The sequence below is a fragment of the Paraburkholderia sp. CNPSo 3272 genome (assembly GCF_024206495.1).
Lineage (GTDB): Bacteria > Pseudomonadota > Gammaproteobacteria > Burkholderiales > Burkholderiaceae > Paraburkholderia.
Genome location: NZ_JAMBPQ010000039.1, coordinates 40,227 through 66,171, shown reverse-complemented (window position 1 = coordinate 66,171; position 25,945 = coordinate 40,227). Strand labels below are relative to the sequence as shown.

17 protein-coding genes, 2 pseudogenes and 1 other annotated feature are annotated in these 25,945 nt (G+C 60.3%); of the genes and pseudogenes, 10 read left to right on the top strand and 9 right to left on the bottom strand.

Annotated features, from left to right (window positions below):
* Positions 1–454: Crp/Fnr family transcriptional regulator (locus M3I53_RS31015; protein ID WP_254319636.1), on the bottom strand; the 454-nt coding region annotated here is incomplete at its 3' end.
* 406 nt (positions 455–860) lie between these two features.
* Here M3I53_RS31015 and M3I53_RS31010 point away from each other — a divergent pair.
* The 5 genes and pseudogenes from M3I53_RS31010 to M3I53_RS30990 all read left to right on the top strand — a co-directional run bounded on the left by M3I53_RS31010 (position 861) and on the right by M3I53_RS30990 (position 9,428).
* Positions 861–2,591, top strand: coding sequence for a methyl-accepting chemotaxis protein (locus tag M3I53_RS31010; protein WP_254319635.1), 1,731 nt, complete (start codon positions 861–863; stop codon positions 2,589–2,591).
* Between the two features lie 430 nt (positions 2,592–3,021).
* The gene (locus M3I53_RS31005) at positions 3,022–4,737 is read left to right on the top strand and encodes a thiamine pyrophosphate-binding protein (protein WP_254319634.1); all 1,716 of its coding nucleotides are present in this window, start codon (positions 3,022–3,024) and stop codon (positions 4,735–4,737) included.
* Between the two features lie 475 nt (positions 4,738–5,212).
* Positions 5,213–5,937, top strand: a pseudogene (locus tag M3I53_RS31000) (IS21 family transposase); the annotation flags it as partial.
* Positions 5,930–6,242 (top strand): annotated as a pseudogene (locus tag M3I53_RS30995) (ATP-binding protein); the annotation flags it as partial. The pseudogenes M3I53_RS31000 and M3I53_RS30995, both read left to right, overlap by 8 nt.
* 2,010 nt (positions 6,243–8,252) lie before the next feature.
* A complete protein-coding gene (locus tag M3I53_RS30990; protein ID WP_254319633.1) occupies positions 8,253–9,428 on the top strand; it encodes a porin in 1,176 nt (391 codons plus the stop codon).
* A gap of 82 nt (positions 9,429–9,510) precedes the next feature.
* Positions 9,511–9,641, bottom strand: a sequence feature (23S ribosomal RNA rRNA prediction is too short).
* 737 nt (positions 9,642–10,378) lie between these two features.
* Here M3I53_RS30990 and M3I53_RS30985 read toward each other — a convergent pair.
* The 6 genes from M3I53_RS30985 to M3I53_RS30960 form a co-directional block, all read right to left on the bottom strand.
* Positions 10,379–12,769, bottom strand: a complete 2,391-nt coding sequence (locus M3I53_RS30985) for a PAS domain S-box protein (protein ID WP_254319632.1) — start codon at positions 12,767–12,769, stop codon at positions 10,379–10,381.
* A gap of 412 nt (positions 12,770–13,181) precedes the next feature.
* Positions 13,182–13,592 carry a hypothetical protein gene (locus tag M3I53_RS30980; RefSeq protein WP_254319631.1) on the bottom strand — a complete coding sequence of 137 codons (411 nt, stop codon included), beginning with the start codon at positions 13,590–13,592 and terminating at the stop codon, positions 13,182–13,184.
* A 614-nt stretch (positions 13,593–14,206) separates the two neighbouring features.
* Positions 14,207–15,220 carry a zinc-dependent alcohol dehydrogenase family protein gene (locus M3I53_RS30975; RefSeq protein WP_254319630.1) on the bottom strand — a complete coding sequence of 338 codons (1,014 nt, stop codon included), beginning with the start codon at positions 15,218–15,220 and terminating at the stop codon, positions 14,207–14,209.
* Between the two features lie 98 nt (positions 15,221–15,318).
* Positions 15,319–15,750, bottom strand: coding sequence for a tautomerase family protein (locus M3I53_RS30970; RefSeq protein WP_254319629.1), 432 nt, complete (start codon positions 15,748–15,750; stop codon positions 15,319–15,321).
* A gap of 200 nt (positions 15,751–15,950) precedes the next feature.
* Positions 15,951–16,835: a 3-keto-5-aminohexanoate cleavage protein gene (locus M3I53_RS30965; protein WP_254319628.1), complete on the bottom strand. Its 885-nt coding sequence runs from the start codon at positions 16,833–16,835 to the stop codon at positions 15,951–15,953.
* Positions 16,836–16,876: 41 nt separating this feature from the next.
* Positions 16,877–18,280: an NAD-dependent succinate-semialdehyde dehydrogenase gene (locus tag M3I53_RS30960; protein WP_254319627.1), complete on the bottom strand. Its 1,404-nt coding sequence runs from the start codon at positions 18,278–18,280 to the stop codon at positions 16,877–16,879.
* Between the two features lie 164 nt (positions 18,281–18,444).
* Between M3I53_RS30960 and M3I53_RS30955 the strand changes: the two genes are divergently transcribed.
* The 5 genes from M3I53_RS30955 to M3I53_RS30935 all read left to right on the top strand — a co-directional run bounded on the left by M3I53_RS30955 (position 18,445) and on the right by M3I53_RS30935 (position 23,558).
* A complete protein-coding gene (locus tag M3I53_RS30955) occupies positions 18,445–18,741 on the top strand; it encodes a DUF1330 domain-containing protein (protein ID WP_254319639.1) in 297 nt (98 codons plus the stop codon).
* Positions 18,742–19,107: 366 nt separating this feature from the next.
* Complete coding sequence (locus tag M3I53_RS30950) at positions 19,108–19,884, top strand: enoyl-CoA hydratase/isomerase family protein (protein WP_254319626.1); 777 nt, start codon at positions 19,108–19,110, stop codon at positions 19,882–19,884.
* 1 nt (position 19,885) lies between these two features.
* Positions 19,886–21,172, top strand: a complete 1,287-nt coding sequence (locus M3I53_RS30945) for a CaiB/BaiF CoA-transferase family protein (RefSeq protein ID WP_254319638.1) — start codon at positions 19,886–19,888, stop codon at positions 21,170–21,172.
* A 54-nt stretch (positions 21,173–21,226) separates the two neighbouring features.
* Positions 21,227–22,579, top strand: coding sequence for an MFS transporter (locus M3I53_RS30940; RefSeq protein WP_254319625.1), 1,353 nt, complete (start codon positions 21,227–21,229; stop codon positions 22,577–22,579).
* 265 nt (positions 22,580–22,844) lie between these two features.
* Positions 22,845–23,558: a TetR/AcrR family transcriptional regulator gene (locus tag M3I53_RS30935; RefSeq protein ID WP_254319624.1), complete on the top strand. Its 714-nt coding sequence runs from the start codon at positions 22,845–22,847 to the stop codon at positions 23,556–23,558.
* 293 nt (positions 23,559–23,851) lie between these two features.
* Here M3I53_RS30935 and M3I53_RS30930 read toward each other — a convergent pair whose 3' ends face one another.
* Both M3I53_RS30930 and M3I53_RS30925 read right to left on the bottom strand, forming a co-directional pair.
* Positions 23,852–24,481 (bottom strand): hypothetical protein, encoded by a 630-nt coding sequence (locus M3I53_RS30930; protein ID WP_254319623.1) that lies wholly within the window; start codon positions 24,479–24,481, stop codon positions 23,852–23,854.
* Positions 24,482–24,619: 138 nt separating this feature from the next.
* The gene (locus M3I53_RS30925; protein WP_375542607.1) at positions 24,620–25,747 is read right to left on the bottom strand and encodes a porin; all 1,128 of its coding nucleotides are present in this window, start codon (positions 25,745–25,747) and stop codon (positions 24,620–24,622) included.
* Positions 25,748–25,945 lie beyond the last annotated feature (198 nt).

Genomic DNA, 25,945 nt, shown 5'->3' with positions numbered 1-25,945 from the left:
TATCGCCGCTTTCGGCGCGATCGCTCGCCCCTGCGATCAGCGCGAGCACATGCGCGTACGACAGTACGCCCGGCATGAAGTCGGCATGGGTGTAGGTGGCGAGCAGATCGTCCTTCGCCTTGACACGCCGCGTGAGCGTGCGCACCACATGGCGCAGCATCGGCGTGACGCGTTCGAGTTCTTCTTCGATGAGGCTCGCCGGCACGACGGTCAGCTGGCAAAAACTGAGCGCCTTCGCCGTGTTCGATCTCGGTTCCGCACTGAGCAGCGCGGTCTCGCCGAAAAATTCGCCGCGTCCGAGCGTGGCCATCACGACTTTCTTGTCGTCGCAGCGGGTGGAGATTTCGACCTTGCCGTCGGCGATCACGAAAATCAATCGTTCGCCTGCAAAGCCTTCCGAATAAATGATCTCGCCCGGCGCCGCCGTACGCGACCATGTTTGACTGCGATTCAAGTTCTATCCCCGGAAAACGATTCCATCGCGCGCATTTGTTTGACTATCTAATGCTTTGCGAAGTGGTTGCTATGTGTCGCGTTTACGACGTTCCCGAGGCGTTCTTGAATCAGCTTGCATCCAAGGTAGTGAGGAAAGCGCGTCGTAAGCGAGTCTAGCGGTTTATCGACCCGGAGCCCTTGCGCGGCAATCATTGACAACGTCGACACGCACCATCCCTGTGCGCGGCAGACCCGGATCATCGTTTGTTTCAACGGCATTACACCGATATAAAAAATTCCCGGAGGCAAATGAATAATTTGTATGAAGAAATAAATCGAGCCGCCGATAAACAGGTTGATACCGCGTCGAACCAGGCACCAGCCGCTTATCCGTTCTGGCTCTTTCATCCTCACCAAAGTGAATCATGAATTTCGGCAACATGAAGCTCGGCACCAAACTGATCAGCGCTTTCATCCTGGTTTCGGCCATCAGCGCTGCGGTCAGCGGGATCGGTCTGCACAACATGGCGCAGATCAGCGCCAATGCAGACAAGACGTATCGACAGGATCTTGTTGGATTGAACCTGATCCAGCAGGCTAATACGGATGTCCTGCGAGTCGGAACGTATCTGCGCAATGCGGTGCTGGCCACAACGGCCGAGCAGCGGGGTGGCTCGCTGGACCAGGCTGACAAGGCCCTGGCCCAGGCGCGCGATCACCTCAACCAGGCAGAGCCGCTCGTCTATACCGACAAGGGAAAGGCGACCTTCGCCGAGCTTGATCAGGGCTGGCAGGACTACATCCAGGCCTTCAACGAAATGAAAGGCAAAATCAGTTCTGCCGCGTTACAGGATCGGGATGGCCTGACTGAATACATGCTGGGTGAGTACCACACGAAGGGTTTCAGAACGCTCGTCCTGATGGGCAATCTGGTTACGCTGAAGCAGGGCGACGCGCAAAGGACGGCGGAATCCAACGACGCCGTGTACGACGAAGGCCGGAATCTGATGCTTGTCCTCGTGGCGATGTCCGTCTCGATCGGCCTCGGTATCGGCATCTGGATGATGCGTAGCGTCACCCGGCAACTGGGTACCGAGCCTGCGACCGCCGCCGCCGTGGCCAGAAGCGTGGCCGCGGGTGACCTGAACGTGAGCATTGACCTGCGGCCCGGTGACACAGACAGTCTCATGGCATCGCTGAAGTCCATGTGCGAGGCCCTGATGCGGGTCGTGTCGGACGTGCGCGAAAACGCTGAAGGTGTCGCGACCGCGAGCGCGCAGATCGCGCAAGGCAACCTCGATCTGTCGAGCCGCACCGAAGAACAGGCCGCGTCGCTCGAAGAGACCGCGTCGAGCATGGAGCAACTGACCGCAGCGGTCCGCCACAACACGGACAATGCAACGCAGGCTGCCACACTCGCAGGTACCGCCTCGGGCGTGGCGCAGCGCGGCGGCGAGATCGTTGGTCGGGTCGTCGAGACGATGCACGACATCTCCACGAGTTCGACGCGAATGTCCGAGATCATCGGCGTCATCGAGGGCATCGCCTTTCAGACCAACATCCTCGCACTGAATGCAGCAGTCGAGGCGGCTCGCGCTGGAGAGCAGGGGCGCGGCTTCGCCGTCGTAGCGGGCGAGGTTCGCACGCTCGCGCAGCGCAGTGCGACTGCTGCGAAGGAAATCAAGGAACTGATTTCCGACTCTGTTCACCGGGTGGAAGCAGGCTCCAGGCTCGTCGAAGAAGCAGGTGGCGCAATCAAGGAAGTCGTGCAATCGGTGAAGCGCGTGACGGACGTCGTGGGCGAAATCTCGTCGGCATCGAGCGAGCAAAGCACTGGAATCGAGCAGGTGAATCAGGCGGTCAACCAGATGGACCAGGTCACGCAGCAGAACGCCGCGCTCGTGGAAGAGGCTTCAGCAGCCGCGCAGACGATGGCGCAGCAGGCGCAGAGCCTGCGCAAAGCCGTGGCGTTCTTCAGGTTCAATGGCAACGGAGCGACTTCATCACGGGAGACGACGACGCAGCAGAGCGTCGCCCGCAACCGCCTCACGTCCTCCCCCGCAGCAAAGCCCGCGTCGATGCCATTCCCGTCGGAGGGCGCAAGCAAGGTATTTGCTTCCACCGCTAACGGGACATCAGAGTGGCAGGCATTCTGAACGGGACTGCGATGTCTGGGTGGCGATCGAGAACGGGGCGCGCATAGGCAGGTCCAGATCGTGTGGACGGCGATCCACGATAGCGTGCATCGTGGCTCATCTGCTGCCAGCGAGAGCCGCGTCTGCTCCGCAGAACGCGCGCGAGCGATGGTGCAGCCCAAGACGAGAAAGTCATGGATGGAGACACTCGGGACCGCAGTTCGTGCGGACCCGGGGAAGTAGCGCGAGACACGACTGTTACTGAAAGTGCAGCGTGTCAAAGGCCGTCTTGCTGTCTCCAGGCATCGGTTGTCGCCGGCTTCGGTGCGTTTCAGATCCGAAAGGGCCACGCATCACCCCGGGATGGAGAGCGGCAGGATCCGATTGTTGATTGCTGCCCGGATCGTAACCAAAGACTATGAGACCTTCTGTTCCACTCAACGTTTCGAAGATGGTTGTGAAGTCGCTGGAGTCCGCAGGAATCGACCACGTGTTCCTGGTTCCCGGAAAGCTGATTTACCCGCTCCTGGATGCAATTGACGAGTCGCCTTCCATCCGCGGCATCGTTGGCGCTCATGAGACGGGCAGCGCTTTCATGGCCGACGGCTATGCACGCGCCAGCCGAAAATTCGGCGTTTGCGCAGGCATTTCCGGTCCTGGCACCATGAACTTCGTGCCCGGCATGGCAGCCGCGCAGGCGGACCGGATTCCGATGCTCTATATTGCGGGAGCGATCTCATCGACTGCGGAGGGTAAAGGGGCCTTCCAGGATGCGACATCGGGTGGCATCTTTGAAAGTGGCGTGGTCAGAGGGTTGATGACGAACGTGGTCGAGCTGAAGAGCAGGGAAAACGTTCAGGCTGAGCTGCGTCGTGCGACCGACGGGCTGAACTGGATGCGCCGGGCGCGGTCATTCATCAGTATTCCTGTTGACGTTCAAAGGCAGGACGTCCATCCCGGCCCGCAGATAGCACGGCAACCCTACGTCCAGCACGCATTCAATACGGGCGAAGTCCCTCCTGACCGTACCGCACTGGATGCCCTGTGCAATTTGTATCTGCTCCAGTCGAAGAAAGTCGCGTTTCTGATTGGTAGTCGCGGGAATGACGCGGAAGCTGCAAAGGCGCTTCTAGAGGTTGCCGAGAAATTTCAGGTTCCGGTCGCGACGACGCTGGCAGGCAAGGGTGCATTTCCCGAGGGACACAAACTCGCGTTGGGCATCTACGGGTTCTCAAGCCATTCACGCGCCACAAATGTGATCAGTTCGGACGAGCTTGACGCGCTCGTTGTATTTGGCAGCGATCTGAACCAGCGCGACAGCATGAACTGGAGCAGGAAGCTGGCCGACGGGAAGGATTTGCTTGTCTTCGATGACAGCTTTGATAACCCGCCGATGGGACACATTGCCCAGCGCAGCATTTTCTCCGGGATTGGTGGCAGCTTCCGGTTGCTCGCCAGGATGAACACAGGCGCCCACGACGAGTTCCAGAAAGTGCTCGAAAGAAGAAGGGCATGGGTCACCGGGGTCAACCGGATTCCCCTGTACGACAGCCAGTTCGAGGACTTTGCCGCGAGCGCATCCAGCGACAATGAATCGATTTATCCTGGCGCCGTCATCAAGCGCCTGTGCCAGCTGTTGCCCGGAGACAGCAACGTCGTGGTGGACTCCGGCGCCCATCGCATATTCATGGCCCACTACTGGCTGTCGTCGGGCATGGGCAACTACTTTTCGTCCAATGCACTCGCGCCGATGGGCTGGGCTATCGCGGCCGGAATCGGCGTCAAGCTTGCGGCCCCTGAACGCCCTTGCGTCGTAGTCACGGGCGACGGATGCATGATGATGCACGGAACGGAGATTCAAACGGCAGCTCGCTACGGCATCAAGGTGATCTACGTCGTCCTGAACAACTCCGCGCACGGTGCAATTCACATCGATGCGATGAGGGGCGGGCTGGTTTCGGAGCAGTTCACCAGGCTGCCCCGTCATAGCTGGACCGCGTTTGCATCGTCGCTCGGTGTGGCGGCACGCGTGGTTAACGGAATCGACGAGCTGGATGAAGTCCTCAGTGAAGCAAGTCGATATGACGGCCCGTTCCTGATTGAAGTCATGACAGGAGTCTTTCCCGCACCGAACCGGTACTATTCGGAAGCGGGGGCCTGTTCCTGAACAGCGGCCTTGTGGTCTTTCCCAATTCGCGCGTTCACTGCTGGAAATGGCGCCCAAGACGGGACTCTTCCAGCGGGCAAGTGCTTTGAACGCACCGAGAGCTGTTTCTCGAGGTCGGCCCGTGGCAGGTGATGCTCGATTTCGCTCTCGCGCCTCATCGCCCTTCGATTCTGCTCTTATTCGACGGTCTGTCCGTGCCGTACCGTCTTCGCATGCAAACCATGTTTCAATATCGTCTCGAGTAGCCCTACAACATCTCCGGAAGCCCGCCCGCCTTTCCCTCTCGCTCGGTTTCGGCCTGTAGCGAGAGGCGCGCACGATGCAGCGCATCTGTATCGCGCGCCGAATTCGCTCTCCAGGAGAGATCCCTGAATTCACCACTTGCTGTGACGCGCGCCCAACGATTCACCGGCAGCGGCACGTCGAACAGAGTACCGGTTTGGTGGAAAGGCTATGGCATCCGCAATCCTGCCACGGCCAAAGATGCTGTTCCAGGAGATCAAGGCCGGCGGCTACGACGGGGAAGCATCCGAACTATCGGGAGCTGAGCATTGCCGACGTCTTCGAGCAGGAGCGAGCCCATCTGATGCCGATGCCGACACCGTTTGATGGTTACGTTGAACGCGCGGCGCGGGTGTCGTCGACATGCCTGGTGGTGGTCGGCCGTAACCGCTACTCGGTGCCATGCGAATTTGCAGGTCAGACGCTCAGCACGCGGCTCTATCCGGGCCGCGTCGTTGTAGTGGGCGATGACGCCGTGGTGCCCGACCACGAGCGGCTAGGTGACGAAGGTCTGGTGCGCTACGACTGTCAGCACTATCTCCCGCTGATCCAGCGCAAGCCCGGCGCACTGCGCAACGGCGCGCCGTTCCTGGACATGCCCGAGCCGCTGCAACGCCTGCGCCGGGCGCTGCTGCGCGAAACGGGCGGCGAGCGCGTGATGGCGAAGGTTCTGGCGCTGGTGCAGGAAAGCGGCCTGGACACCGTGCTGATTGCGGTCGAGCTAGCACTTGAGCAGGCGCCGCCCTCCGGACGCGTCAGTGTCGAGCATGTGGTGAACGTGCTGTCGCGCATGCTCAGTGTGCAGATGCCGCCGAAGATCGATACGGCGCTACAACTGACGCCCCGCCGCTGGCCGACACATCGCGCTACGACGGCCTGCGCCCGGCACTGCAGCAGCCGGAGGCCGGCCATGCGTGATCTGATCGCCGAACTCAAACAGCTACGGCTGCACGGCATGGCTGCCGGCTGGGGCGAACTGCTCGAACAGGGTAACGTCGAGGTCGCGTCCTCGCACTGGCTGCTTGAACGGCTCCTGCAAGGCCGAGAGTGCTGATCGGGCCGTGCGTTCGGTCAGCCACCAGATGAACGCGGCGAAGTTCCCGGTGCATCGGGACATCGCCGGCTTTGACTTCGAGGGCTCGCCGGTCGATCGCCAACTCGTCATGCAACTGGCCAGCATGACGTTCACCGAGGGCGCACAGAACCTGGTTCTGGTCGGCGGTGGTCGAGTCGAAGCAGGCTCGCAGCGATCCGTCCGGCGCGGCCCTATGCCTTTTCCTGCTCCAGTGCGTTGCCCAGTTAACAACCCGAGCTCGCAGTTCATTGTCTAATGCCGGCCTGCCCGAAAGACATGCTCCCGACGCCCCTATCCCGGAACCTGCACGATACGCTTCATCTCAGCGCCGTGCGCGCCAGGCGGCGCGCACGAATAGCATGCCAGGTAACAACGCAATGCACCCGATGTCCTCGCCATTGCACTGGACGATCTGATGGATACCTGCGTTGAAGTCGTCCACGGTCCGTTCCTGATTGAAGTGATGACAGGAGTCTTTCCCGCACCGAACCGGTACTATGCGGAAGCGGAAGCCTGTTGATGAACAACGACCTTGAGGGCTTTCGAAGTCCGCTCGTGCACTGGAGACCAGAAAACGCGCGTCGTGACGCCCGTGCTCTGTGGCCTGCAGAACTGCGGCTGCCCCGGTGTCGACGTTTTTTACAGGCTCCGGCATCTGCAGTAACGGGTCAAGCAGTTTCGGTCGCGGACCCGCGCTCGCAACGACGCCGCAACGCGGGACGCGAGATTTGATCTCCAATCTCTGCCAACATCGGTCGACACCGTGTGTCCAGCTCCTATCCATGTGCGTCATCCTCCATCATCCGCTTTGGGATTGCCGACGTGGAGTCGCCTCTCATCGGCCTCGGGGCGCGACAGCGGAGAGAAATATGTGGACCGTTAGCGGATCGAACTGCGAGCACGCTCCGTTGATAATTGCCTCTACGGCTTCGCTTTTGGGACGTGGGCTCTTGTCGGTTCGGCATAACGGATGGCGTCATAGGCATCCGCAATTGATACAAGGCGCGCTGCCACCGGAATCTATTCACCGCGCAGGCAGGCGGGATATACGCTCAAATCATCGCCATATGATTAGCACAACGATAGATGTGATAAGCAGAAATGCGCCGAGAACCAGCCACTTGTTGGGTGTCACGAGTGGCACCCGCATCGCCGGTGCGGAAGTCGTGTGGACGCCGCCAGATGCGGGTGGCGGATCCGGGCGTAAGCGAAGTGCCCTGTTCCCGGTACGCTCGACGTGCATCTCATGATCAGCTTTCCTTGAGTGGATTCCGTTCTATCGTGCCAGATTTCCCAACATATGGGAATGTAATTCTGACCCGAAACTGCCGCCCAGAACTGGCACCAAGGCCGCCAATTCGGCGGCGAGGGTGAAAAATGCAATATGGCTAAAACGGAGCAGCATAGGGTCCTCGCGGAGGTTTCCCCAGGGTCAATTCGCGGTTAATTCGTCCGACTCGTCGTGTGCCGCGAAATAAATGCTAAAAAACGACGAAACGGAATAGGCGGGGACCACGACAAAAACCCAGAAATTGCCGGTGCCGTCTGAGATTCGTCATGATCGTTCAGCCGGGCTGGCCTCGGACGCGCCCGGCATGCGAGAGGCATAAGCCGCCCACTCCCGCCCTACAAGCCATCGCGGCCGCTACGGCGGCTTCCAGGGTACTACGGCCGTTCACCCCTTCAAGGACCGCGTCATCTACCGAGGCGAGCTTTCATACCCGGAGGCTCGTGGCCGCTCGTCAATGGCCGGTTTCCTGAAGCGCGGATATGAACGTGTCGTCATAATTCGTGTTTTGCCCGCAGTCATGTGCAGTCTTTGGAAAGACATCGCCGCCCATCACGAGTCAGCGCTACCATGCGACGTCTCCTGACATGCGTCCACCTGTCGCCTGCCTCAGTCTCTTTCTCTATTCCCAGGACATCCCTTGCGTCGGCAATGCATCGCAGCGCATCAATCTCAACTGATAGGTCGTTATCCTTCATATCTAATTTTTAGATGACTAGTGCTTATCTGTCCCGATACAGCAAATAAACAACACCTCGTAACTAAGATCTGTTCCTCAATGAAATGGCACGCTACGCTCCCGTTCACGGTCTGATGGTTCGAGCGTGGAAAAACCTTCCCAGTCCGGTCACCAGTTACTGTGGAGAGCTAATGAAAAAAATAATCATTTCCAGCGCCACTGGCGCGCTGTTCGCTGCCGCGGCGTCGTCGACATTCGCACAAAGCTCGGTCACGCTGTACGGCATCGTCGATGAAGCCATTCGGTATCAGACGAATGCTGGTCCGGGTGGCAACGATCAGGTCGCCATGACGTCCGGCCCGGAAACCCACAGCCGCTGGGGCTTGAGGGGTAGTGAGGATCTGGGCGACGGCTGGTCCGCAGTCTTCCGCCTCGAGAACGGCTTCGAAGCCTTCAATGGGCAGCTACACGTCCCCGGCACACTGTTCAGTCGGCAAGCTTTCGTGGGGCTGTCCAACAAAACGTGGGGCTCACTGACCTTTGGCAGGCAATATGCGCCGGCCTACGACACCTTGGGCGATATCTTCGACCCGCTGACCGTTGGCAACTATTGGCAAAACAGCTGGATGTATAACGGCATCGGCCCTTACCTGGAAGTTAACAACTCGGTCAAGTACAAAGGCAGCTTCGATGGCCTGGATGTCAATGCCCTTTACGGCTTTGGCAACCAGCCGGGCGCGGTCGGTCTCGGCGCCACCTATGCCGTGGAACTGACGTACACGTACGGCCCTGCCATGCTCAACGCAGGTTTCCAGCAGGTCTCGGTGCCGACATCTGCGACCGGCTCCTCGGTCGGCACCAGTGTCGGTAGCTCAATCAATGGCGCCAAGACCAACTTTCTGCACGTCAGCGGCGCGTTTCAGGTCACCCATGACATCCGCCTGCTGGCCGGCTGGCTGCGGGGGCAGGACCGGACTGGTCTGACTGACAGCTACATGCAGCAATCTGGCGCGCCGATACTGAAGGGTGGCAGCCCCAACCGTATCGACGACACCTGGTACGTCGGTGCGAACTGGCACGCCATGCCTGCACTGCTGTTCACGTTCGCCTACTACTACGGGCAAACGCGCAATGCTGAACTGCTCGACGGCACGCTCGGCAGGGGGGTGAACCAATCGGCTACCGTTCTCGCCGAATATTCGTTCACGAAGCGCACGGAAGTTTACGGGATCACGGACTTCGCGCGCGGCACAGGCGCCTTCTCCGCCGACTACCCGGGTGGGGTCAACGGCGAGGGTGTTCCGACCAACACCATTGGCCGGACCAATCAGGTGGGCGTGGCGATCGGACTTCGCACGATGTTCTAAAGACGCGTTCATGCCCACGGACGCGGACCGCGCATCGGGTGCGCGGGCCAGCGCAACAGCGTCGTGGCACTTTCTCGGTGAGGTGAGTTTCCCGCTACGATGCTTTCGGCGGCTTTCTCTTGCGAACGTGGCTACCCGGCGATGCCATTGGCGTGACAGCCCGTACGCTAGAGATTTGTCCACTCCGTTCGTCTTGTACTAGCCGTGTGGCGCTCTGACGGGCCGCCGTCGAGTACATAGCTGACGTTCGACCGTCCATGCGCAAGCCATGGTGAACGGCTCTAGTTGGCCTCCTGCTGCTCCGATGCAACCGCGCGAAATCGACCCGTTGCTGACATCCACCGTCAGCAAGGTTGTGTCCGCTCTTGCTGGGAATGCTGCCAGACGTTTGATAAAGGACAGTCCTGTTGACTATGACACGGCTGCGATTTGCCGTCTCCGGTCGGTAGTCGTGCGCAATGCGCTCGCCGCCTCAGCCTCTGAATTGATTCGGTCGATCGCGTGAAGCAGATTCTTTAACACGAGTGGCGTGGCGATCAGGTCGTCAACTTTGCCTTTGAAACTCGGTGCGTCCTGCGGCCACACCGGCGCGATGATGTGTGGCCTTTCGCTGGCAATACTGGGACCAGGAACCACTCCCAAGCGTCGCGAGAGAATCGCGAACCGGGAACGTCGAGGACGACTCGCTGCTGCGATTGCTCAAGGAAGCTGTCCGCCAACTGTCGAAGCCACGCTCCCGTTGCGTTCGCTGAACTGGGCACGGCGGCGGAGGAATTGAAACGCCTCCCGGTCGTCGTATGCACGCGTGTTGTCGGGCTTCAGCATGGCCCTAGCGGCAGAGAAAACTTTGTTCCCAATTCTCGGAGACGCGAATCGTGCCCGCGCCTGTCTGCCCTTGCTGAATAGGCCCGATTGGCGGAGAACGCTGTATCAGCAGGACCATTACGGGCTTATTCGTCTTCTTTTTGCTTGATCTGTCCGTGCATCGCTGCGATAAGCGAACGCAGTTGTTCTGCAGTAAACGGCTTGCGAAGAGAAGTGAAGCCGAATCCAAGCGCGTCGGGAGGCGGCGGTTCCCCACCGGACGCAAACACGATGTGGATGCCCGGATGCCGCTCGTACGCAGCCCGGGCGAGTTCAACGCCCGACTGATCGGGAAGCACGATGTCCGTCAGAAGCACGTCCGCCTTTCCCGCCGTCAATACCTGCATCGCTTGTTCTGCGCTGCTGGCCTGTTGCACGTCGTAGCCCATGCTGGTCAGCAATTCGCTCACTGCCTCCCGCGAGGCGCCGTCGTCGTCCACGATGAGGACCGAGATGTCCGTTGGCGCATGGACAGCCGTTTGCCCCGATCGGTCCGGCGACTGTGTGGCCGAGGAATCGCTGAAGTCCTCGGTGCGTGCGGGCCCGAGCAGCCGACGGATCCTGGAGGCAAGCTGCTCGCGGCTGTAAGGCTTGCTCAGAAGGTGAACGCCCGGGTCGAGGCGGCCGCCATGCACAATCGCATTCTGTGTGTATCCCGAGGTAAAAAGCACCTTCAGATTTGGCAGCGCGCGCGTCGCGAGCTTCGCGAGCTCGGTGCTTCGCATCGTCCCGGGCATCACCACGTCGGTAAACAGGAGGTCGATCTGCACGCCGCTTTGCACTATCGCCAGCGCGCTTTGTGCATTGTCTGCTTTCAGCACCGTATAGCCCATCTGTCTCAGTGATTCGACAACCGTTGCCTGTACCCGCTGGTCGTCCTCGACGACGAGAATCGTTTCGGAGCCACCGGTCAGCACATCCGGTGCAACGGGGTCGAAGACGACAGCTGTCTCCATTGAGCGGGGCAAATAAACCCTTACCGTCGTCCCGTGTCCAGGCTCACTGTAGATCCTGATATGGCCGCCACTCTGCTTGACGAAGCCATAAGCCATACTAAGGCCCAGGCCCGTGCCTTGCCCTTCCGGCTTGGTTGTAAAAAAAGGCTCGAACGCCCGCTCGACAACGTCCGGGGGCATGCCCGTTCCGGTGTCAGTGATCGCGAGCATCACGTATTGCCCTTCAAGAACATCCGACGGGAGCGCGCGATAGTGGTCGTCCAGCGTTGCGTTCGACAGTTCTAGCGTCAGTTTGCCGCCTTCAGGCATGGCGTCGCGCGCGTTGATCGCAAGGTTCAATACGACGTTCTCGAGGTGGTTCGGATCCACCAGGGTGTTCCATAGACCGCCGGCAATGACGGTCTCCACATCGATCATTTCACCCAGTGCCCGCCTGAGCAGGTCGTCCATGCTGCGCAACATGACGGCCAGGTTCACGACGACTGGCTGCAACGCCTGCCGCCGCCCGAATGCGAGCAGTTGCGACGCCAGATTCGCCCCACGCTCGACCGCGTCGATGGCCTTGTCAAGACGCTCTCTCGTCCATCCATCGCGCCCATGCCGGCCTTCGAGCAGTTCCAGGTTACCGCGCAATACCTGCAGCACATTGTTGAAGTCGTGTGCAACGCCGCCGGTCAACTTTCCCAGGGCCTCCATCTTCTGCGACTGGAGCAATGCCGCGCGCGCCTTTTCGAGTTCTTCCTGAGCAGTCTTGCGCTCCGTGACATCGCGCGTAATCTTGGCGAAGCCAATCAGATCGCCTTGCTCATCCCGTATCGCGTCAATGACGACGTTGGCCCAGAACCGGCTGCCGTCTTTCCTGACCCGCCATCCCTCGGTCTCGAAGCGCCCCTGCGTAGCGGCGGTGTTCAGGTTACGCTCTGGCAGCCCCTGTGCCGCATCCTCGGCCGTATAGAAGCGCCTGAAATGCGAGCCGATAATTTCGGTCGCTTCATATCCCTTGATGCGTGCTGCTCCAAGGTTCCAGTTCGTCACATGTCCTTCCGGTGACAACATGAAGATTGAGTAATCGGTCACGCCTTGCACCAGCAGCCTGAATCGCCGCTCGCTTTCCACTACAGCTTCATGAGCGAGGCGTTTGTCGGTCGTGTCTCGCACGATCTTTCCGAAGCCGATGAATGCGCCGTCAACGGCGTGAAGCGCTGTAATAAGGACACTGGCCCAGAATCGCGTACCGTCCTTGCGCACGCGCCAGCCTTCGGTTTCGTATTGCCCGTGCTCCCTGGCGGCCTGCAGGACTGCTTCGGGGACGCCGTTGCGCCGGTCCTCCTCCGTATAGAAGGCGGAGAAATGCCGGCCAATGATTTCGTCAGCCTCGTAGCCTTTGATACGCCTGGCGCCGGGATTCCAGCTGGCAACCTCTCCTCGCCCGGTCAGTCTGAAGATCGCGTATTCCGAAACGCGCGTGACCAGGGACGGCAGCCATAAAGAATCGATATCGTGGAATTGCTCGCCTTCCATCAGATCCCTCGTCGATGTCGACGTCCGATAAAGTGGACGACTGCACCTTCCAGCGTACAGGCAGGCGTCCGTTGCGCGTTCCCTCGTCATCAGGCGGAACGAACCGGCGCTGCGATGCGATGTTCCCCGGTTGCGAGTCCGCCGTGCACCAGATTATGCAACACGGGCAATCCGCACCCGCCTTGTGCAGTGCGCAATACTGATCGTGTGCAAGACTCCACTCGGCGGCAAGAGGCGATCGGGCGTCATGGCGTACGATCTGGCTGGGCCTCATGAGGTTGCACCTGACAGAGCCCGAGGCCCGCCTCCGCGCAGACGGACTCTCACCCGTACGCACTTCCCGGCGAACCCGCACCCACTTTAGCGCGCAACCCGGGCGGGCTTTCCGATGACGATGAGCGTCGATGCACACTCATGCCATATCTATCGTCACCGCCAATGTTCCGGCTTCACTCTGCACCCCCGCTTCAAAGTTGATTTCCTGCGCGACCTGGGTCTCGATTGCACGCCGCAGACGCCCGGCAAACGTCGCGCCGAATCGCGCGATCGTGGTTTCGCGTACCGTGTCATCGGGGTCGGTCAGCGCGCGCAGTTCTTCGAGCGGCAGCGCGACAAAGAGGTTGAGCGGAAAGGGCGGCGTATCGGGATCGCCGGCCCGGGCAGGCGTGTCCGGTGCGCGGATGCGCAGGCCCGGTTGCAGGTGTTGCGCTAGTTCGGACGTGACTTCGTAGTGCATCGCAGGGGGCAGCGCAGCGCGCGCGCTGCTGCGCAGGAACGGCTCGACCGAGTCGAGCCGGGCAATCTCTTCGGCGGTGAGCAGCATCGAACCCTCCTTCGCAGCGTGTTGGGCGCAGTTGGCTCCGCCGAAAGCGCAACGCCCGTGCCGCGCAGGCGTGGGGACGGCGGCGCGCCCGTTGCGCGTAAGCCCAGACGCATGGTTTGCGGAGGTTGGCCCAGCGTCCTGACAAATGCCCTGTTCCACGACGGCGCTTCCCTGGTTCGCGGTGGCAGCCGCGTCGGTCCTGAACGTACGTCGCATAGTTCACGAATTGTATTGAGCCCGGATCGCCAGGGCGCGCGGGAAGCGCAGACCCTTTTCCGGCAACGTCTACGGAGGACGAGGATGCTGCGAGGGAGGAGGGCAAGTCGGCAAGCGCGAGGCTTGCGACGACGGTGGCTCCGGAGACGAGGAAGCGGCGGCGCGAAAATCTCGTGACACGATGTTGTCCCTGGAATGCGAGTACGACTCATTAGGACCTGTTGGTCTTCTTCGATCCCCACGATGAACCCCCTGCCGTCCCAGCCGGCGAGGATGCCGGCACACTGCCCGGCGACCGGGCGCAGCCAGAGGTCGAAAGTCGCTTGACTGATCCCGATACTCTCGTGGGCACGGCAAGCACTGCCTTTGATTGCTCCGACGCGGAGCGACGCTCAGCGCTACCCAAACGCGAGCAGCGGCTTGGTATCGCGTGCGGCGCTTTCGACGGCCGCGAACGCCTCGTACGCTCGGTCGAAGCGGTAGCGCTGCGCGGGAGGCGGTTTTAAGGTGCCTTCGGCCATACGGTCGAGCAGATTGCGCAGTGTCTGGCTGCTTTCAGTCACGCCCTTGCTCGCGAGCCAGGAAAAGATGAACCAGCCGCGAACCTCTGCAGCGGAGTAGACCAGCGCAGGGGCGAAAATCGGCATCTCGAACGCCGCTGGGTCGCTCTGACGATGCGACGACAACGCTCCGTAGACAAGCAGGCGTCCGTTCATGGCCAACTGACGCGCAAGCACGGCACCCGTGCGGCCCGCGACGCAGTCGATCGCGCTCACGATGCCATTGTCGCTAGTGGCCCTCTTCAATTGCTCAGGCCAGTGTTCATCGGCCGTGCATAGTACGACGTCGCCACCAAGCGCCTGTATCTCGGCGACCTGCGCTTCACGGCGCACAAGGTTGATGGTGCGGAACCCCTGCGCCTTCGCGATCTGGAGCACGAGGCGACCGACCGTCGAGCCCGCCGCGCTCTGCACCAGCCAGTCGCCGCTTTCGAGCTGGTGCTCGCACATCGTCATCGCCCATGCCGTCATCGGGTTGATCAAGGCCTGCGCGGCGTCCTCGTCGGAAATCTCCGCCGGTACGCGTATTGCACGGTCGGCGGGACTGATGACCATCTCTCTCCAGGTTCCGGGCACATCCAGCAACACAACGCGCTCTCCTAGCCGTGTGCGCGGCACGTCGCTGCCCACGGCGTCGATGACGCCCACACCCTCGGACCCGGGCGAGGCTGGCAGTGACGGCTGACGCTGGCGCGCGAATCGTCCACGGATGACGTGCAGATCGGAAGGATGCACGGGCGCGAGAAGCATCTTCACGCGGACCTGCGCGGGAGCTGGCGTAGGCTCGGGTAAATCGCGCCAGTGAACTACGTCTGACGGCTCGCCGTTGCGTTCGATTATCAAGGCCTTCATGGGCTCATCCACATCGAAAGAGACCGCGGCGAAAGCCGGGCTTGCACCGCAGTCGATTGAGTTCAGCCTGCCAATCGCTTGAAAGGTAGCTGAGCGATTCAACCTTCGCCCGGTTCATAGGGCGACGCCCGGTTTTCGTGCTTCCATTTCTTCTCAGCTTCCGTATCGGGCCGAGGGGGGCGAATGCCGTCGATCAGCCACAGTTCTCGAGGCGTTTCGCCGACATGCAGCTCGTAGTGATAGCCCCGCTCCTGGACGAATGGCGCAATCGCGGCGTTCGCCTTGCGCAACCAGGACTCCGTCCATGCAACGTCCCTTGAGATATGCCTGGCGAACTGATCCAGTCGAATTCTGACAAAATCGTCCCGCGACACACCTCCCATGAAGAATGAGTCTTTCGGTTGCTCATGAAACAGCACGCCGACATAGAAGCGAGGAATGATGTAAATGTCGGCGATTCGGTTCGCCATCTCCTGCTTGTCTTCAGCGGTGTAGGCACCGGGGGGATGATAGATATTCCACAAAGGCATCTTTGTCTCCATTCATCAATAGATGCCGCGTTTCTTATGCCAGTACATCCAGCGCTCCTGAAAGACGGATGAGTCAGACATAATTGAGGCGGCGTTACAGATAGCCCAAGGATAGGCTACCGTTTGCATTCAATGCTTTCGCACTGCAGCATTGATTGCGACTCGTCACACGGAAGTGCGATTACAGCGTCGCTTTCCCTCTATTGGTGACGGGAAAGGCCGAGGATGTTGCGAGCCTCGTCCGGTGTTGCCACGTCACCGCCGATGCTTTTGACAATGCTGACCGCGCGTTTGACCAGCGATGCGTTGCCCGACGCCAGTTCTCCTTTGGCGAGGTAAAGGTTGTCCTCAAGGCCGACGCGGACATGCCCACCGAGAATCACGCTTTGCGCGACGATCGGAAACTGGGCCCGCGAGATGCCGAACGCGGACCAGCGGGCGTTCTCGGGCAGATAGCGCTTCATCTGGAGAAGGCTCTCTGTGTCGGCGGACGCGCCCCATGGCACGCCAAGACATAACTGGAACAGCGGTGCCTGCAGAATGCCCTGCGTTTCGATCAGGTGGCGCGCCAAACGCACGTGGCCCAGATCGAATACCTCAAGTTCCGGCTTCACGCCTGCCTCTTCAATCAAGGTTGCCATCTTGACCAGATGGTCGGGCACGTTCACGAATGCGCGACTGCCAAAGTTCATCGTCGCGACGTCCAGCGTGCAAATTTCCGGACGCAACTCGAGCACATGTCGCACGCGCGCTTCGGGCGTCATCATCGTGCTGAGCTCGCTTCCCCGGTTCGGGTCCTCGTCGCTGGGGACGAAACGAGCGCCTGGGCCTGTCGTCAGATTGATCAATATCGGACACCCGCTATCGCGGATGCGCGAGACGACTTCTCCGTACAGTGCCAACTCGGTGCTTGGCACTCCGGTTCTCGGGTCGCGGACATGAATGTGTGCGATGCTCGCACCGGCTTCACATGCAGCGATGGCCTCATTGGCGATTTGCTCGGGCGTCACGGGCACTGCGGGGTTCAGCCGCGGTGTATCGTCGCTGCCGGTGAGTGCGCAGCTGATAATCGTCTTGCTTGTCATGATGTCGTCAAGGGAAGTAAGAATTAAGCGCTACTATCGCGTCAGGCTCGCGCGGGGCCGAAGGGTGAAGCGCCGACGGGTGCAACCCTGATCAGCTTCTTGTTGACGAATTCGTCGAAGCCCAGTTGAGACAGCTCGCGGCCGAAACCCGAGCGTTTGACCCCTCCGAACGGCAGTTCCGCCGCAGTGCCGAAGGGCTGATTGATGAATACCATGCCGCTGTCGATCTGCGCGGCGACCCGCTCGCCGCGATCGGTATCCGCGGTGAACACCGACGCACCGAGACCATATGGCGTGCCATTGGCGAGCGCAATGGCGGCGGCTTCGTCCTCGACGACATAGAACGCGGCGACAGGGCCGAACAGTTCTTCGGCGAAGACGGGATTCTGTGGAGACATGTCGGTCAGGACGGTCGGTTGCAGATAGAAGCCCGGACGCTCCACGCGCTTGCCGCCGCACGCGATGCGAGCGCCGTGGGAAGCAGCGCGATCGATCTGGTCAAGGAGCAGTTGCAACGCGCGCGCCGATGACAGCGGTGCCACAGCCGTCGCCGGATCGGCCGGATCGCCCGTCTCGAGCGCCGCCATCCGCTGCGTGAAACCTTCGAGGAACGCCGCACCCCGTTCCTTTCCGATCACGATGATGCGCTTGGAGCCTACGCAACATTGACCGGCATTCAGCATGCGGCCTGCTACAGCGCTTTGGACCGCCCAGTCGAGCGGCGCATCCTCGAGCACGATGAACGGATCGCTGCCGCCCAGTTCGAGTACAACTTTTTTCAGATTCCGGCCCGCACGCTCGGCGACGGCGGCACCAGCGCGCTCGCTGCCAGTGAGCGTCACGCCCTGGACGCGCGGATCGTCGATGACGCGGCCGGCCTGCTCGATCGAGATGAACAGGTTCGTATAGACGCCTTCGGGCGCGCCCGCTTCCTCGAACAACCGTGCGAAGGCCAACGCAGATTGCGGCACGCTTTCCGCATGTTTGAGCAGTAGAACGTTGCCTACCATCAGTTGCGGTCCGGCTACGCGCGCGATCTGGTAGTACGGGAAATTCCAGGGCTCGATGCCGAACAGCACACCGATGGGCTCGATGTGCAGGGCAGCGCCGGGCGCTTCGGCGAGCGCTCGGGGTTGCAGATACGCGTGCGCATGCTTTGCGTAGTAGTCGAGAATGGCGGCCGACGACTCCACCTCCTTGCGTGCTTCCCCGCTGCGTTTGCCCATTTCCAGCGTCAGATAGCCCGCGTATTGCTCCGCGTTCTCGCGCAACAGCGCCGCTGCGCGCGACACAACGCGTGCCCGGTCAGTGACCGAACGATGGCGCCAGTCGGTTTCAAACGCGCGCCGGGCGGCAGCGAGCTTCGTTTCGAGCAACGCGTCGGATATGTCGTCATAGGTTGCGAGCAGTTCGCCCGTTGCAGGATTGATCGTCGTGTACGGCATGAAGTTCTCCGCGAAAAAGTTGGCAGCGAGTCATCGCATTGATCCATGCTAACACCGTTAACACCGATTCCTGGCGGCTTCTTTTCCAGGATAAACCCTCATTGATCTATCATGTTAACACCGTTACTATTGCCACGTATCCACTTTCGATTGGGGGAGGCGATATGGCAAAGGGATATTGGGTGGCAGCGTACCGGGCGGTCCACGACGCAAGCAAGCTCGCGGCGTACGGCGTCCTCGCGACAGAGGTGGTGAAAGCGGCGGGTGGGAAATTTCTCGTGCGGGGCGGTGAAGTCGTCGCGTTTCAGGCGGGTCTCAAGGAGCGAACCGTTGTTGTGGAATTCCCGAGCTTCCAGCAGGCGCTTGCCACGTTCCAGAGCGAGGCTTATCGGAAAGCGCTGGACGTATTGGGGGATGGCGCCGAAAGAGATGCGCGCGTCGTTGCGGGCCTCGATGACTGAAATGCCAGCACCCTCCCGGTTGTGGCTTTCCGGAGGAAGTTTTGGCTTGTGAACAAAAATCGCTGAGTGCTCTGGTCGAGCATTGGCTTGCGCTAGGCGCGAGGCATCAAGTTAGAGTCGTTGAGTTTGGGAACAACCGCCCAGGCAGCAACGCCACGTATGTGTAGCGGTGGCAATGACAGAAGACCGCGCGGCAATGTTCTTCTGTCGTCACGACGATGGCGTAAGGCGCTCATTTCCTCCTGCACAAGTTCGCCCCGCGATGGGCGCCAGCTGTGCCTTTACTCACTGGTGTTAATTTAGCCTAATGTTATTGACGTTAACATTAAAGCATGAAAGACATGCAAATCTGACGAAGGAGCAAGTATGGACGAAGCAATTGTTCAGACAGAAATCAAAGGCCACGTAACGGTTCTTACGATGACCCGTCGCCCCCACAACCTGATGGGCCCCACGCTGTATCGTGCGCTACTCGACGGATTCGATGCGGCAGTCAAACGCGGCTCGCGCGCAATCCTGCTGCGCAGCGGCCTGCGGCACTTCTCAGCCGGCGCTGAAGTGGCGCTTTTTCCGGATCGTATTGCCAAACAGGGCAAGGCGCTGATGGATCCGCTCGAGGTGCTGCGTGGCTTCGAGACATTACCGATCCCGATCGTTGTTGCAGTGAACGGCACATGCCTTGGCGGTGGCTTCGAAGTGGCGCTCGCCTGTGACTTCAGCGTCGTTGCGGAATCGGCCAGGATCGGCTCGGTCGAGGTCGCGCTCGGTTTGCATCCGCTGCTTGGTGGCATCCAGCGTCAGGTGATGCGAGCCGGTCCAGCGCGTGCGAAAGAACTCGCAATGCTCGGCCGCCGGTACGACGCGGCCACGCTCGAACGCTGGGGCCTAATCAATCTCGTCGTACCCGACGACAAGCTCGATGATGTGGCGCTGTCGGTTGCGCGGGAACTGGCCGCCGGACCGACCGTCGCGCATGCCGCCACCAAGCAGCTTGTCCGGGTCGCGGTCGACGAAGGTGTGGCTGCTGCCGACGAGGCGATGTTCGAACTGCAAAAGCCGATCTGGGCGTCGCAGGATCTCAAGCGTGGGCTGGCGGCCTTCGACAAGGCCGGCCCCGGCACCGCTGTTTTTGAAGGGAACTGACATGGCAGGACCGCTCGAAGGACTCAAGGTTGTCGATTTTTCCCGCGTGCTGGCCGGCCCGCTGTGCGCGCGCACGCTAGCCGATCTAGGTGCTGACGTCATCAAGGTAGAGCCGCCCCGACCCGACGTATCCCGTGCCGCGTTCCCGAATCGCGATGGCATGTCCGGCTACTACGCACAGCAAAATAGCGGCAAGCGCAATATCAGCATCGATCTGAACGCACCGGGCGCACGTGAGTTCGTGCTACGCCTGTGCGACGAAGCCGACATCATCGTCGAGAATTTTCGGGCCGGCACGCTCAAGGGTTTTCGGCTCGACTATGAGACACTCGCGAGGCGCAATCCCAAGCTGGTCTATGTATCGATCACAGGTTATGGCCAGCGCGGCCCATGGGCGTCGCGCATGGCCTACGCGCCGACCGTGCAGGCGGAAACGGGATTTACGCACAACACGTTGCGGCATTTCGAGCAAGCAAGCGATGGCCGCAGGTGGACCGATCCCCTGTCGCACGCGGACGTCTATGCAGGCCTGCAAGCGACCATCGCCGTGCTCGCGGCGGTGCGCAAGCGGGAAGTTACCGGGCGCGGCCAGTACATTGACGTGGCGATGGCGGCTGTGATGCTGTCGATCAACGAGCGCGCTCACCTCGATCTCGCGGGTATCGATACAGGCGCCGAGCCGGGCATTCTCGGTGCTGCCGACGGACCGCACTTCGTCGGCCCTGGGGGCGAAGCGTTCGTGGCGGCCCAAAGTATCGTCGGCAGCAATACGTTTCCGAACTACTTGCGTGCGATGCGCCGTATGGACCTTGCTCAGGATCCGCGCTTCAGCACCGCTGAGCGCCGTCTGCAGAACTACAAGGCACTGCATGCAGTGATCCAGACGTGGATGCTGTCGTTCCGCGATCTCAGGACACTCGATGCGCAACTCGACGAGTCCAAGATCGCAATTGGCCAGATCCGTACGCTGAAGGAATTGGCGGAGACCGATTGGGCAAGGCAGTGGGGTGCGGTACAGGAGATCACGGATCGCCGTGGCGGGTCCTATCTGATACATGGCTATCCATGGCAATTTTCCGACGACGAGCTTGGCATGCGCAGTGCGCCCGCTTTTCGCGGCGAGCACAACGAGCAGGTGTTCCGCGAAGCGGGAATGGCGGAAGGCGAAATCCGCCATGCAATCGATACCGGCATTCTGGTCGGCGGCCCGCCACCGTCCGCGGGGAAAATCGAGGCCGCCAATCTTGCGGATGCGAGTGAGTTGCGGAAAGTGACGGACGCTCTCTGAACACGGCAGTTCGCCTCGTAGCACCCGTATCGACACAACCTGTCGGAGGACCGGATGGAAGTGGCAAAACAAGCGTGTGCAGAGGCGTCAACGTCGGATGACAGCGCGCTCCTTCGCAAGGCCTACGCCTCGGCACAATGGAGAATACTGCCGATACTGTTTGGCTTGTGGATGCTGGCGTGGGTGGGTCGTTCGAACGTCGCTTTTGCGAAGTTGCAAATGGTCGTCGATCTGCGATTCAGCGAAACGGTCTATGGATTGGGCGCCGGCCTCTTCTTCGTGGGCTACGTGCTGTTCGGCGTCCCGACCACGATGCTGCAAAAGAAGTATGGCGCACGCGCAGTGCTTGCCGGTCTCGCCGGCGCCTGGGGGCTGACGAGCGTTGCGATGACGTTCGTCAATAACGCGCCGACGTTCTATGCGCTAAGGTTCCTGGTCGGTGTGTTCGAGGCCGGCTTCTATCCGGGCGTCGTGTTGTACTTCAATGCATGGTTTGCAGGGGAAAGGCGTACGCGCAACTTCAGCATCTTCCATTCGGGGTCACTCTTCTCGACGGTCACGATTGGTTTAACAGGGGGATTCGTGCTCGAGCACATGCACGGAGTGGCCGGCTTTCAGGGCTGGCGATGGATGTTCTTCGCTCAGGCGGTCCCTACGGTCGTGCTGGCCTGCGTTGCGTTCGTGATGCTTCCGGATCTGCCGTGCAGCGCCAGGTGGCTATCCGCGCGGCAGCGTACGCTCGTCGAGGACGATCTCCGACAGAACGCGGAAATGACGAGCGATACCGGCGAAGGCGGGCGTCCCCTGTTACTCGACCCCGCCGTCTGGATCCTGAGCGCTGCTTATTTTTGCCTCCTGGCCGCCACGGCAGCCCTGTTTTTCTTCTCGCCGACGATACTTCGCGAGGCGGGCTTCGGCGGATACAAGGAAATTGGCCGCGCAGTCGCAGGCGCCTGCGTCTTAGGGGCATTGGGCAATGTGCTTATCTGTAGCATCGGTGGCAGTGCGCAGCGTCGACGGCTCTTCTGTGCCCTGGCGTCGGTCTTTACTGCGGTGAGCCTTTCGGGACTCGTTTTTGTATGGCACAGCAGTACCGCCGCGACATTTTTCCTGCTTGCTCTTGGCTTCGCAGGAACGGGAGCGGGTATCACACTGTTCTGGCAAATGTCCGTTGGCTTTCTCAGCGGCAAGTCGCTGGTTGTTGCCGTGCCTTTGATCAGCTCCGTTGCCAATGTCGCCGGCTTCGCGACGCCGTTCCTGATCGGATATATCCGGGACGCAACCGGAACCTATGCGAGCGGATTCATCGTGATTGCCAGTGTCCAGGCGCTCGGCGTTGTCGTTCTTCTTTTCGGCGTACGGCGCATTGCCAGGAGCCGATCGCCCGTTGAGGAGGTATCGGTCTGATGCGCAAAGTGATTCGTCGATGCAGACGCGGGCGCACCAGGTACTTGTCGCGCGCGCCCCGTTGCGCAACGAATGGCTGCTTCTGACGCTGCAGGCTCGGAGCAGCCGGGCATGGGATGCAGTTTCGTGCCCGGCCACGCCGTTAAGACGCTAGAATGCATGTGCGAAACACGCATGTTTGGCGCGCGATCCGCATATTTTGCGGGCGTTTTGCGCGCAGGATTTATAGCTGGTTCCTTGTTTTTCCTAGACGAACGAAGGTCACGTGAGTCCCAAGTCATCTATCGCCAAGAATGCGGATTACCACCATGGCAATCTGCGCAACGCGCTCATCGAGGCGGGGCGCAGTGCACTCATGGAGGTATCGGCGCAGGACCTGAGCCTGCGTTACCTCGCGCGCATGGTGGGCGTATCGGAGGCCGCGCCCTCGCGACATTTCGCGGGAATCGACGAACTGCTTGCCATGATCGCGGCGAGTGGTTATCGCGACCTCGCTGCGTTGCGCGTTGCGATCCGTGAAAGCGACGATACGGCGCTTGCCAAAGCGTACCGGATGATGCGGGTGTATGTTGAGTTCGCGCAGCGCCACAATGGGCTGTTCGGTCTGATGATCGGGCCTCGCATCGTGGCGCATCAAGCGTATCCAGAACTCATCGAGGAAAGTAACCGGTCTTTCGGGTTGTTTTCGGAGACGATCGAGGCGCTCGCCATCGAGAGTGGCTGGTCCCAGGCCGATCTCAAGCTGGTGACGGATGCCGCGTGGAGCATGGAACATGGTCTCGCCACACTGATCCTGGCAAACCGTGCGCCGCGGGCGGACACAAAAGTCGCCATACCGAAGTTGATCGATTTTGTCTTGATGACTTTACTAAGTGCGATCACGGCCGGGCCGGATCATCTTCAGCGCGTGATCCAGCAATGCGCGCTCTCTGAGAAGCCTGTGATTAAGCGCCCAGTTCGCAAGCGCGCCCAGGTATAGTCATCCTCGAGTCCCGCGCTGTTAAGCCGAAATGCTCCAAAGCTTCGACAGCCGCGCTTGCCGGATTGACTATCGGAACACCGGGGCGAATGCCTGAAATTTTCTGGGCAATCTTCGCGGGGCCTATGATTGCGCATTGTATGGCAGCAGTAGCCTCGGGTGCTGCTGCATTCGTGGAAAAGCGGCTATCCAGACCATATCGGCACTGCCTTGCGCGTTCGCGCGCCCGGCCAGGGATAGCAGCGGGCAAACGAACTTGCTCCAGTAAAGCCAGGAAGAATAGTGGCGAGAAGTTATGTGCCGTGGCGTGCCGACTGATTGTCATATGCCCTGTTTAGCGCCAGTTGAATCTTGAACATGCCGTTCGACATACGTGAACTACTCCGTTGTCTGGGCAACAAGGCCAAAATTCCCTTCATGGTATAGAGCATGATCAGCGCGCCCGCCAGGTCGCCGACGAACATGCTGAAGAAGCTCTCGAACCATTCCGTCGTCGCACCGGTCAGCGCAAACCACAAATGATGGAACAGCGGATTTGCAACCGAATAGGCAACCGCAAGGATGAGGAGCCGCTTCGGCGTGAGATTGGTCAGCGTTGCACGCAGGTCGTAGTACTCCAGCGCAAGCCGGTAGACCAGATACGGTGCCAGTGAACCAAGGACAGCTCCCGCGATCGCCCGAACCGGATCGTGGGGAAACCAGTAGACAAAGTCCACGAGTAGTCCGGCAAGGAGCAGGCCAAGGAACCCATCGGCACCAACCAGCAACGTGCTCAGCAGTCTGACGCCCGATGGCAGATAGATCCAGTTGACGCCACGTACAAATGACGTGTGCGCGAACACCTCCTGATTGATCCACAGGGACGCGAGAAACGCGATGACAGTAGCCGCGATCGACCAGACATGCAAACGTAAGCTAGACATTGCAGTAAGCTACCTCGGGTTCTAAACACAATCTCGGGGACGCACCACCTGTGGCTACACGGACGGTGTTTTCAATAGTACATAAATCATACGCCTGTTGATCGCCATGGTTGGCACCACAACAAGTCAGGCCGATGTTCAGAAAAAGTTTCGCAGTCCGATAGCAACACCCGTCTGGTTGCTGCGACCTGGCAATTCGACTCCTGCCGCCCCGTTGACCTTGTTGAAATCGACCGTTCCGTAGACTTCGGTGCGCTTCGAGAATGAGTATTCTGCGAGCGCGACGACCGTGTAGCGGTTGCCGCTGCCAGCTGTATCGACGCCCGTCGTTGCATTGCGCATGTGATCGAAGTAGAACGCACCCGACAGGGAGAGCGGACCGTTCGCTTTCCACGACACGCCGGCGTAGGGACCGTCATCCGTGCGATTCGTGTTCTCCATCTGGCCGACATCGGGAACGGGTTGTTCGGCAAGTAGCGTATCGACAAGCCCCGTGTTGTCACGCGAACGCAAATAGCCGGCATAGACCGTGGTCTGCCCGGACGAGTAGGCCATGTTCGCATGAAAGAGCGTCTGCTTTTCGTTCGCGTTGTCGCTCACCTGCTGCATACCTGCAGCCAGGCTGAGCGATCCCTTCGAATACGACGCAAGCAGGGCGTACATCGTGCCCGCCCCGGGATGACCAGGCATCTGGCCTGAGAAGCCGCTTGCGCCGGTTGACTCGTAGTTGCCGCCGAACGAATAAAACGCGCCAACGTACATGTCGCCGAACTGCCCGCTGTACTTCATCGCGTTGTCTGCGGCCAGTCCTGCGCCCAGCGCATACGGCAACCACGAATTCTCGGGATAGTTCGCGTATGTCAGCGGGTCATAGGTGCTGATGAGCTTGTCGAACAGTGGCGTGTTCTGGCGACCGAATGTCAACGTGCCATACTGGCCTGCAAGGCCCACATAAGCCTGGCTGTCGAACAGCCGCCCGTTGTCGCCGAGGCTGCCGTCGCGCGGATTGAAATTGTTCTCAACGTCGAAGACTGCCTTCAGGCCATTACCAAGGTCTTCCGCTCCATGCAGTCCGAAATGGCTATTGATGACCGCGCCGTTTGCCATGAACAATCTGCCGTTGTTCTGTGCATCGTCGTTCGTCAGGTAGCGCATGCTGATGTCGGTCATGCCGCCCAACGTTACTGAACTCTGCGCAAAGGCGTGCTGGGACGCCAGCGCAACTGCAATGCCGCCAAAAACTGCGGCTGGTCTTCCATTTTTCAACTGCTATCCCCGGATTTTCTCATTTCCTGCTGATGCGTCGCGGCTGATCCTGCGCCACGGTGCATTCTGCCCCAACCGCGCGCGTATTACTACGGACGCAGTCAGAACTCCGAAAAACGAAAGCAGATCGAAACCGTATGCAAGCCAGCTTCGTAACGTGGCAATTTCTTCCGATCGCTCCCGTGCCGGCCCGTCTGC

Coding starts and splice junctions, on each gene's coding strand:
- M3I53_RS31010 (WP_254319635.1), top strand. CDS start 861: ATGAATTTCGGCAACATGAAGCTCGGCACCAAACTGATCAGCGCTTTC.
- M3I53_RS31005 (WP_254319634.1), top strand. CDS start 3,022: ATGGTTGTGAAGTCGCTGGAGTCCGCAGGAATCGACCACGTGTTCCTG.
- M3I53_RS30990 (WP_254319633.1), top strand. CDS start 8,253: ATGAAAAAAATAATCATTTCCAGCGCCACTGGCGCGCTGTTCGCTGCC.
- M3I53_RS30985 (WP_254319632.1), bottom strand. CDS start 12,769: ATGGAAGGCGAGCAATTCCACGATATCGATTCTTTATGGCTGCCGTCC.
- M3I53_RS30980 (WP_254319631.1), bottom strand. CDS start 13,592: ATGCTGCTCACCGCCGAAGAGATTGCCCGGCTCGACTCGGTCGAGCCG.
- M3I53_RS30975 (WP_254319630.1), bottom strand. CDS start 15,220: ATGAAGGCCTTGATAATCGAACGCAACGGCGAGCCGTCAGACGTAGTT.
- M3I53_RS30970 (WP_254319629.1), bottom strand. CDS start 15,750: ATGCCTTTGTGGAATATCTATCATCCCCCCGGTGCCTACACCGCTGAA.
- M3I53_RS30965 (WP_254319628.1), bottom strand. CDS start 16,835: ATGACAAGCAAGACGATTATCAGCTGCGCACTCACCGGCAGCGACGAT.
- M3I53_RS30960 (WP_254319627.1), bottom strand. CDS start 18,280: ATGCCGTACACGACGATCAATCCTGCAACGGGCGAACTGCTCGCAACC.
- M3I53_RS30955 (WP_254319639.1), top strand. CDS start 18,445: ATGGCAAAGGGATATTGGGTGGCAGCGTACCGGGCGGTCCACGACGCA.
- M3I53_RS30950 (WP_254319626.1), top strand. CDS start 19,108: ATGGACGAAGCAATTGTTCAGACAGAAATCAAAGGCCACGTAACGGTT.
- M3I53_RS30945 (WP_254319638.1), top strand. CDS start 19,886: ATGGCAGGACCGCTCGAAGGACTCAAGGTTGTCGATTTTTCCCGCGTG.
- M3I53_RS30940 (WP_254319625.1), top strand. CDS start 21,227: ATGGAAGTGGCAAAACAAGCGTGTGCAGAGGCGTCAACGTCGGATGAC.
- M3I53_RS30930 (WP_254319623.1), bottom strand. CDS start 24,481: ATGTCTAGCTTACGTTTGCATGTCTGGTCGATCGCGGCTACTGTCATC.